Source organism: Cupriavidus consociatus (genome assembly GCF_017814975.1).
Lineage (GTDB): Bacteria > Pseudomonadota > Gammaproteobacteria > Burkholderiales > Burkholderiaceae > Cupriavidus > Cupriavidus consociatus.
Genome location: NZ_JAGIQA010000067.1, coordinates 1 through 9,233, shown reverse-complemented (window position 1 = coordinate 9,233; position 9,233 = coordinate 1). Strand labels below are relative to the sequence as shown.

The window sequence follows — 9,233 nt, the reverse complement described above, 5'->3', positions numbered from 1 at the left end:
TACCGTGCGTGCAATCTGCGACGAGATCGTGGTGATGCAGCATGGCCGCAAGCTGACCCAGGTGGCGCACGCGGACTATGACCGGGGGCCGCATCATCCTTACTACGCCCTGCTGGCGCGCTCGGTACCCGAGTTGCGCCGCGGCTGGATCGATGAGGTGGATGTGCATGGAAAACTTGCCATGCCCGCTGGCGTTGCCAGCACTGCAATCTAATACCGTTATCAAGGAGATTATTCAATGCCTCTTCCCCTCCAGAAACAGAGCCTGCTTCCCGGTGGCAACTATGTCGGCGGCGAATGGTGTAGCGCCGCGGACCACCGCACGCTGGACGTGGCGGATCCGGCCACGGATGAGGTCTTCGCATCCGTACCGGATAGCGGCGCGGCCGATGCGCGGCTTGCCGTCGACGCTGCCCACGCGGCGTTCCCCGCCTGGCGCAAGACACCGGCCAAGCAACGCGCTCAGATCATCAAGCGCTGGAATGACCTGATCGTCAGCCACATCGAAGATCTTGGCCGGCTGATCTCGCGCGAGCAGGGCAAGCCGCTGGCGGAAGGCAAAGGCGAGGTCCTGTACGCCGCCAGCTATGTCGAATGGTTTGCCGAAGAGGCCACGCGCGCGGACGGCGACGTGATTGCCGCACCGGTTCCCGGTCGTCGCATGCTGGCACTACGTGAACCGGTTGGAGTCATCGCCGCTATCACTCCCTGGAATTTCCCGGCTGCGATGATCGCGCGCAAGATCGCGCCGGCGCTGGCGGCAGGATGCACGGTAGTCTGCAAGCCGGCCGAGGATACGCCGTTGACCTCCCTGGCGCTGGTCCGGCTCGCCGAGGAGGCGGGCGTGCCGCCGGGGGTGCTGAATATCGTGACTGCCTCGCGTGAGCGGGCCGCCGAGGTCGTCAACGTCTGGCTGGACGATGCCCGGGTGCGCAAGATCACGTTCACGGGCTCGACGCCTGTCGGCAAGCACCTGGCGCGGCGCTCCGCCGATACGCTCAAGAAGCTGTCGCTTGAACTCGGTGGCAATGCGCCGTTCATCGTGTTCGATGATGCCGATCTCGACGCCGCCGTCGAGGGCCTGATGGCTGCCAAGTTCCGCAACGGTGGGCAGACTTGCGTTTGCCCGAACCGGATCTATGTCCAGGACAAGGTGCATGACGCCTTCGTCGACAAGCTCGCAGCCCGCGTCGGCGCATTGGTGGTCGGGCCCGCCACCAACCCTGCGGCGCAGATCGGTCCCATGATCAATGCACGTGCCGTTGAGAAAATCGAGCGGCACGTGCAGGAGGCTGTCAGCCGCGGCGCCCGCGTGGTCGTGGGCGGGAAACGCATCCGCAACGCGGAATGCCCGGGTCCCAACTACTATGCTCCGACCGTTTTGGTGGATGCCGATGCCTCCATGCAGTGCTCTTATGAAGAGACCTTCGGTCCGGTTGCGCCGGTGACGCGCTTCAGTACCGAGGCCGACGTGGTTGCGGCAGCCAATTCGACGCCGTTCGGGCTGGCGGCGTATTTTTACTCGAATGACGTGCGGCGGATCTGGCGCCTTGCCGATGCGCTCGAGTCAGGCATTGTCGGGATCAACGAAGGGGCGCTGGCAGCGGAAGCTGCGCCGTTTGGCGGGGTGAAAGACTCGGGCTACGGGCGCGAGGGTTCTCGCCATGGCATGGACGAGTACATGCATATCAAGTACGTGTGCCAGGGCCAGCTGGACTGAGCAACTGCTTCTGCCGTTTGGGCGGCCGGCGCAAGCCGGCCGTTTTGCATTGGGATGTTGGCAAGAGGGGCGATTTGCCTAAGTTGAAGGAAAGAGAAGGAGAAGATCTTGCGCCGCGGAAGGCGATACAAACTGAACCGTCGCCGCACTGTCAACGTGATACGTGCGGGGCGGCAAGGTGAGGCAAGACGGGGGGCAAGGCAGCCGGCTATTCGTGTCCCGCAAGGAGCTTCACGATCGGATAATAGCCTTTGACGAAAGACGACTTGATAACGATATAACTGAAGTATTTCTCAATGTTGACGTTCTGGCGGAGCACATCCTCGACAATGCTCTGGTAGTGCGCCACGCCGCATGTCACAAACTTCAGCATGTAATCGAAGCCGCCGCTCACCAGGTGGCATTCGACGATTTCGTCAATGTCTCGAATCGCAGCTTCGAATTTGGCGAAGTCCTCGCGACGGTGATCGGATAGTGTCACTTGGGTAAACACGATCTGCATGTTTCCCAGTTTTTCCAACCGGACCTGGGCGCCATATCCGCCGATGTAGCCGGCTTTTTCCAGGCGCTTTACGCGGATCAGGCAGGGGCTGGGCGAGAGGCCGACCGCATCGGCCAGATCTACGTTGGTGGTGCGGCCGTTACGTTGCAGGTGGCTGAGGATGGAGATGTCGATCCGATCCAGTTTAGGCGTGTCAAACATCGCGATCCTCCGCCAGTCTCGTCATTCAGGTACGTTAGCAGGACTATTCCCCGCGTTGACACTGCGGGGACATTGGCGCAAATAGACTTACTGCTTGACGGCCGCCCGGACTTCGGGTTGCGCCAGCACTTCATCCAGCGTCTTCTTCAAACGGGCGAACAGCAGCTCGAAATCGGCCGCGGTATAGCAGAGCGCTGGAGCGAAGCCGAGGATGTTGTCGCCGAATGCGCGGAATACCACTTTGTTGCGGTATGCGACCTCGGTGATGCGCTCGTGAAGCTTCAGCGAGGGACTGAAGCGCTCTTTGCTGGACTTGTCACTGACCAGTTCCAGCGCGCCGAGGAGGCCGCGGCTGCGCGCTTCGCCAACGAGCGGGTGGCTGAGCAGGCTGCGCAGGCCTTCCTCGAAGTGCGGGGCTTGCGCAATGCCGTTGGCGAGCAGCCCGCCTTCCGTGTACAGCCGTAGGACCTCCAGCCCGATGGCGGCGCTGACGGGGTGCGCGGAATACGTATACCCGTGGCCGACCGGAACGCCGGTCGCCATGCCGTCCGCGATGCCTGCGTACACTTCATCCGACATCAGCACGGCGCCCATCGGCGCGTAAGCGGCGGTCAAGCCCTTCGCAATCGTCATCAGGTCCGGCTCGACGCCTTCGGCTTCGCACGCGAACATCGGTCCGGTGCGGCCGAACGCGGTGATGACCTCGTCAACGACGAACAGGATTCCCAACTCGCGGCACGCCATGCGCATGGCCTTGAGCCAGCCCTTGGGCGGAACGATGACGCCGCCAGAGCCCTGGATCGGTTCGCAGAAGAACGCGGCGACATTATCCGCGCCCAGCTCCTGCACCTTGGTTCGCAAGGCTTCAACCGAAGCGCGGATGATGGCCTCCGGATCCGAGCCGACCGGATTGCGGTAAGGATAGGGCGAGGGAATCTTGTGCTGGTTGCGCAACGGTACATCGAAATTGTTGTGAAACACCGCAAGCGCTGTCAGCCCCGATCCTTGCGACGACGAACCATGATAGCCACGCTCGAGCGAAATGAACTGCTTCTTCTGCGGCCGGCCGGTCGAATTGAAATAGTGTGTAATGAAGCGGATCGCTGAATCGTCCGCATCCGAACCGCCGAGCGTGAAATACACGTGGCGAAGCGAGGACGGCGCCAGTTCGACCAGGCGCGCCGCAAGCCGGATCGCTGGCTCGGAGCCGAAGTGAAAGTAGCCAGTGGCATAAGGAAGCTTGGCCATCTGCTCGGCGGCCGCCTGGACAATGCTCTGCTGGCCATAGCCTACGTTGACGCACCACAGGCCGGAGAAGGCATCAAGCAGCTCATTGCCCTGTGCATCCTTCAAGTAGGCGCCGTGCCCTGACTCAAGAATAGTGACGCCACGTTGTTCGTGGGCGCGATAATTGACCAGGGGATGAATCAGGTGTTCGCGGTCTAATGCGACAAGGGAATCGATTTGCATGAGGGATCCGTATGGAGGACTAACTTGCACAGCCAGGCAAGACCGATCGTGGTCAACCGAGTCGTGCACGGGGAACGAACGCCATGTCATTCTAGGCACGGATGCATAGCATTAACTATCGGACCTGGCTTCCCAACTCATGCGAAACCGCAATTTCGCGTGGCTTTCAACACGTTATGCTGCGATGCCGCTGGCATCCTGCAGCGAGCGCCGCTTGCCTCAATCTCGATGGGAAAAGCGAGTGAATTGGCGATACGGCTTTGGTGCCATTTTCGTCAACCCGGGTCGGGTTGCGTCGGATGTGATATCCGCTGCTGGCATACGTTGGCAGTACGCGAATCTTGCAATGCATGACCCCAGGCTCCCACACGGGCACGCCAGTGGGAGGTATCATGCAGCTGCTGTTGTCACTACAGGGGGAGCGCTGCTCGGGCAGCGCCTAGCCTAACGACTGGCTGAGCAGAGCGAACCGGGTGATCGATGCATCTGGCAGCGGCGGTTTGCCTCGCACCATGGCCTGCACTGTTTCATCGACCTGTACCAGGCCCATGTCGGTGAGCCAGGAACTCAGGCCGCTGCTGTCGGGGACGTCCGCGCGTACGAAGGAACCCGCACGCGAGCCCGCCCAATGGGCGATCAACGCCTTGGCGCGGTCGATATCGGGGGCGATCACCGGACCGATGACGAAACCGTGGCCGAACTTGCGCAGTGCCGCGAAGGCGATCAAATCGCCGTAGCGATCGATGGCGACCACGTCGGCAACCGTCAGCAAATGCTTGATCAATGGGGCACGCGGCATACCGCTGGAGCGGCTCGCCATATCCGCTAGCGCGGCTTCGTCCCGCGGGCTGATGGGCCGGATTCGCTCGCCTGCACTGAGTGGCACGAACGGATAGTGAAAAACACTGCCCTGGTGCCGGTGTACCCAGCACGTTTGCCGAAAGCCGAAACTTTCGAACAAGGGAACGCCATCCGAAGTCGTATGGAGCAGAACCGTCCGGTCCCCGGTTGCGTTCAGCGCCCGGGAAACAAGCTCGCGTCCAAGCCCTTGATGGCGATGGTCCGGTGAGACGATGGTCATGCCCAGCCAAGCGTAGTCCGTGCCATGGAGCCAGTACATCACGGTACCGATAATGCCCGTGCCGTCTTCCGCGACAATCCCCTCGCCAATCTCGAGGATGAATTTCCAGTCCTCGAGGCGGTGCGGCCACAGCGTGGCCAGGGACAGCTTGTGGACCTCCGGCAGGTCTTCCGGCCTCATGCTGCGAAATTGGACGGTGCCGCTCCCATTCGGATCTTTCATGTTTTACCTCATCTGCCTGGCCTGCCGCCGTAACCAATTCTGCGTTGACAGCGAGCGGGATTGTGTTCGAGGCCTCTGTAGTTAAGAACAATGTTGCCACATGTTCGAGGGGGATTCGACCAGCCAACGCAATTCCACACGATGATGCGTAGGGCCAGGATAAACCGAAGGTTGTGCTGTATAGGGGCAAGCCGACCGCAGATCATGCTTCGGTCGTGCCCCGTTGCCTGGATGCCCCGCGCCATGCAGCACGACCGCAAGGAATGCGGGCCGCTGAAGACGAGCTGCCATCAGGAAAGTGCCCGGATTTCTACCGGTGGAGCTGGCAGCGCCTACGCTGAAGCGCCCATCCTGACGCTTGCGGGGAGTGGCCGAGGAGTGGCGATTTTTGTCGCAGCAACTCGTGCTGTGCAGTGGTTTTAATTCGAAGAATAATGTGGCCGCGCGGCATGACAACGAGACATCCGTACCGGCTCTACATGATTAAATGGTTTCCAGGAGGCGACGGTCCGGTATATGCCGCCAGCGCGCAAAGGTACGTCCGGTAGCGAGCCGCCGAGCGAGCTTCGCACATAGCGAGGCACGAATCAACTTGAATGGAATCCTGAAACATGAGTGCCACCACCCTGCGACCCAAATACATCTCCTTCGATTGCTACGGAACCCTGATCAACTTCCAGATGGCGGATCTGGCACGCGAGCTTTTTGCCGACCGCATCGCTCCGGAGAACATGGAGCAGTTCACGACTGACTTCGCGCGCTACCGCCTGGATGAGGTGATGGGCGACTGGCGCCCGTATGACGAGCTGCTGTGCAATTCGGTGGAGCGCCTTTGCCGCCGCTGGGGCATCGAGTACCGCGACAACGAAGGCCTGAAGTTCTACAACGCCGTGCCGACCTGGCAGCCGCACAAGGATGTGCCGGACGCGCTGGCACGCCTGGCGAAGGAATACCAGCTGGTGATCTTTTCGAATGCGATGGACGTGCAGATCCCGTACAGTGTCGAAAAGCTGGGCGCACCTTTCCACCGCGTCTATACCGCGCAGCAGGCCGGTGCCTACAAGCCGCGTCTGAAGGCCTTCGAGTACATGATCGAGCAGCTGGAATGCACCCCCGACGACGTGCTTCACGTTTCGTCCAGCATGCGCTACGACCACTTGTCGGCGGACGATGTCGGCATCAAGAACAAGGCCTTCGTCGCGCGTGGCCACGAGCCGAGCTGGTCGGTGTGGGGTTGCCACGAAATCAAGGACCTGAGCGGTCTGCCCGCACTCGTCGGCCTGTAAGGAGAAGCGCGTGCACCCGGAAAGCCACCAAAACAGGAGGCCGAGATGAAGCTCGAATCCTATTGGCTCGATACCGCACCCGCCTTTGTCGGTGGGGCGCAAGGACCCGTTATGGGACGCGCGGACGTTGTGGTGATCGGGGCGGGTTTTACCGGGTTATCCGCCGCGCTGGCGCTCGCGAGGCAGGGAGCGTCAGTCACCGTGCTGGAGGCCGGCCGTGTTGTGGGAGAGGCATCTGGCCGCAACGGCGGGCATTGCAACAGCGGCCTGGCCCATGATTTCGCATCGCTGGCCGAGCGTATTGGCGTGGACAAAGCCCGGCGGTTTTATCAGGCCTATGATGCCGCTGTCGATACCGTCGAGTCCGTGGTTGCCAGGGAGCGGATCGCTTGTGACTTTGTGCGCGCCGGCAAGCTGAAACTGGCGGCGAAGCCCGAGCACTACGACAAGCTCGCGCGTGCCTGCGAGGTGTTGCGCCGGGAGGTCGATCCGCATGTCGAAATGGTGCCTCGGTCCCGACTTCAGGACGAAGTCCGTTCCAGCAGCTTCTTCGGCGGGCTGCTGCAAAAAACCAGCGCCCAGATGCACATGGGCAAGTTCGGCGTCGGGCTTGCCGAGGCCGCGGTAAGGAACGGCGCGCGTATCTACGAGCGGGCCCCTGTCACGAAGATGGAGCGACGTGCCGACGGGACCTTTCGTGTGACCAGCCCACGTGGCCAGATCGATGCGAAGCAAGTGCTGCTGGCGACGGGCAACTCCGGCACGGGACCGTTCTCGTTCCTGCGGCGGCGCATGATATCGGTGGGCAGTTTCATCATCGGCACCGAGCCATTGGACAAGGCTTTGCTCGATCGTCTGCTACCGCATCGCCGTGCTTACACGACTTCGAGACACATCGGCAATTACTTCCGCGTCTCTCCCGACAACCGTTTGCTGTTTGGAGGACGCGCGCGTTTTGCGATGTCCAACCCGCGCTCGGACGAGAAGAGCGGCCGTATCCTTCAGGCAGCGATGGAAGCCACCTTTCCGGAGTTGCGCGGCGTACGCATCGACTACTGCTGGGGCGGGCTGGTCGACATGACGGCCGACCGGCTGCCGCGCGCAGGGCAGCATAATGGGATGTATTACTCGGTTGGCTACAGCGGCCATGGCGTACAGATGTCGGTGCATATGGGCCAGGTCATGGCTGATGTGATGGCGGGACGCCCGGAGTGCAATCCCTGGCGCGAGCTGGATTGGCCAGCCATTCCCGGCCATTTCGGCAAGCCGTGGTTCTTGCCGATCGTCGGCGCGTACTACCGGTGGCAGGACTGGCGGCATTAGCCATCGGTGTTTCCTGGGCATAAGACAAATGAGCGCAAACGTAGCAGACGTGGTCATCGTCGGTGGCGGCTTCATGGGCGCCGCCACGGCATTTTTTTTACGCCGCCGCGGCGTCTCGGTCATCTTGCTCGAGCGCGGGCTGGTAGGCCAGCAAGCGAGCGGCACCAACTTCGGCAACGTGCGCCGGCAGGGGCGCTTTCTCGAGCAATTGCCACTCGCAAACCGATCGCGGGAGATCTGGGGCAAGCTCAAGGAACTGATCGGTGAGGACATCGAATTCATCCCGAGCGGTCATCTTCGCGCGGGCTACCGGCAACAGCATGTTGAGCGGCTGGAAAAGTATGAAGAAGACTCGCGTCCGTATGGGCTGGGGCTCCAGATTCTCAGCGGCAGGCTGTTGCGCGAACGGTTTCCGTTTCTGGGGCCGGAGGTGATCGTTGGATCCTATGCGCCTTACGATGGGCACGCAAATCCACGCCTGGCGGCACCGGCGTTCGCCCGTGCCGCGGTCCGTCTCGGTGCACAGGTGGTTGAAAACACCGAGATCCTGCACGTCGAAAAGGACGGCGTGGATTTCCGTGCCATCGCCGTCGACGGCCGCGTCTTTCGCGCACCGGCGGTGCTGGTCACGGCCGGTGCCTGGGGTGACCGCATCAGTGCCCGTTTCGGGGAGTCGGTACCAATGCGCGCAAAGGGGCCTCAGATGGCGGTCACCGAACCGGTTCCTTATGCGATCGCGCCATCGATCAGCGTGTCCTCCGAAAGGTTGGATGAAACCTTTTACTTCCGCCAGATTACGCGGGGAAATCTCGTTCTTGGTGGCTGCGGCCATGAGCCGGTGGATCTGGACAAGCGGCGCGCATACGTACGCCCCCAGCACACGCTCAGACAATTGACGCAAATGACGCGGGTAGTGCCGGCACTCGGTCACCTGCAGATCATCCGCGTCTGGAGTGGGATCGAGGGTTACATGGAGGACGATCGGCCGGTCATGGGGCCGAGCGCGCGTGTTCCCGGCCTGTACTACGCGTTCGGGTTCTCCGGCGCGGGCTTCCAGCTTGGCCCCGGCGTGGGCGATGTGATGGCGGAACTGATCCACACCGGCGCCACGACCACGCCCATCGAGGCGTTCCACATCGCGCGTTTCTCCGGGCGGGCCGAGACCACCCCGGCGTAGCGTTTCGCGAGCGGCTTACACTCCAGACCGTCCTGCAGCACCAGACGCGTCAGGCTGGCTCTGTGGCAACGGCGCTCTCGATATGCACGTCGACTTCATCGATCCAGCCGCGGCGCAACTCGGGTACCGAGCGAGCCAGCAGGGCGTAGTAAGGATGATGCGGTCCCCGGTCATAGTCCGCGTGCGCCACCTGGGTCAGCTTGCGGCCGTGCTGCATCACCACGATCTCGTCGCAGATCGCGCGCACGGTG

7 protein-coding genes and 2 pseudogenes are annotated in these 9,233 nt (G+C 62.0%); 5 read left to right on the top strand and 4 right to left on the bottom strand.

Annotation, left to right across the window (positions count from 1 at the left end):
• Both J8I82_RS36610 and J8I82_RS36605 read left to right on the top strand, forming a co-directional pair.
• Nucleotides 1–214 (top strand): annotated as a pseudogene (locus J8I82_RS36610) (ABC transporter); the annotation flags it as partial.
• Between the two features lie 24 nt (nucleotides 215–238).
• Entirely contained in the window at nucleotides 239–1,720 is a 1,482-nt protein-coding gene (locus tag J8I82_RS36605) for an NAD-dependent succinate-semialdehyde dehydrogenase (protein WP_209765360.1), read from the top strand.
• A 208-nt stretch (nucleotides 1,721–1,928) separates the two neighbouring features.
• On the opposite strand, the gene J8I82_RS36600 is transcribed toward J8I82_RS36605, so the two are convergent.
• The 3 genes from J8I82_RS36600 to J8I82_RS36590 form a co-directional block, all read right to left on the bottom strand.
• Nucleotides 1,929–2,423 carry an Lrp/AsnC family transcriptional regulator gene (locus J8I82_RS36600; RefSeq protein ID WP_029050171.1) on the bottom strand — a complete coding sequence of 165 codons (495 nt, stop codon included), beginning with the start codon at nucleotides 2,421–2,423 and terminating at the stop codon, nucleotides 1,929–1,931.
• An 87-nt stretch (nucleotides 2,424–2,510) separates the two neighbouring features.
• Nucleotides 2,511–3,893 carry an aspartate aminotransferase family protein gene (locus tag J8I82_RS36595; RefSeq protein WP_209765362.1) on the bottom strand — a complete coding sequence of 461 codons (1,383 nt, stop codon included), beginning with the start codon at nucleotides 3,891–3,893 and terminating at the stop codon, nucleotides 2,511–2,513.
• Nucleotides 3,894–4,332: 439 nt separating this feature from the next.
• Nucleotides 4,333–5,196, bottom strand: coding sequence for a GNAT family N-acetyltransferase (locus tag J8I82_RS36590; protein ID WP_029050173.1), 864 nt, complete (start codon nucleotides 5,194–5,196; stop codon nucleotides 4,333–4,335).
• Between the two features lie 611 nt (nucleotides 5,197–5,807).
• On the opposite strand from J8I82_RS36590, the gene J8I82_RS36585 reads away from it, so the two are divergent.
• Genes J8I82_RS36585 through J8I82_RS36575 form a run of 3 tightly spaced genes read left to right on the top strand, consistent with a single transcriptional unit; the run spans nucleotide 5,808 to nucleotide 8,982 of the window.
• Nucleotides 5,808–6,482 carry a haloacid dehalogenase type II gene (locus J8I82_RS36585; RefSeq protein ID WP_029050174.1) on the top strand — a complete coding sequence of 225 codons (675 nt, stop codon included), beginning with the start codon at nucleotides 5,808–5,810 and terminating at the stop codon, nucleotides 6,480–6,482.
• Nucleotides 6,483–6,527: 45 nt separating this feature from the next.
• Nucleotides 6,528–7,805 carry an NAD(P)/FAD-dependent oxidoreductase gene (locus J8I82_RS36580; RefSeq protein ID WP_209765359.1) on the top strand — a complete coding sequence of 426 codons (1,278 nt, stop codon included), beginning with the start codon at nucleotides 6,528–6,530 and terminating at the stop codon, nucleotides 7,803–7,805.
• 28 nt (nucleotides 7,806–7,833) lie between these two features.
• Nucleotides 7,834–8,982 (top strand): NAD(P)/FAD-dependent oxidoreductase, encoded by a 1,149-nt coding sequence (locus tag J8I82_RS36575; protein WP_209765352.1) that lies wholly within the window; start codon nucleotides 7,834–7,836, stop codon nucleotides 8,980–8,982.
• Between the two features lie 49 nt (nucleotides 8,983–9,031).
• Here J8I82_RS36575 and J8I82_RS36570 read toward each other — a convergent pair.
• A pseudogene (locus J8I82_RS36570) lies at nucleotides 9,032–9,233 on the bottom strand (ABC transporter); the annotation flags it as partial.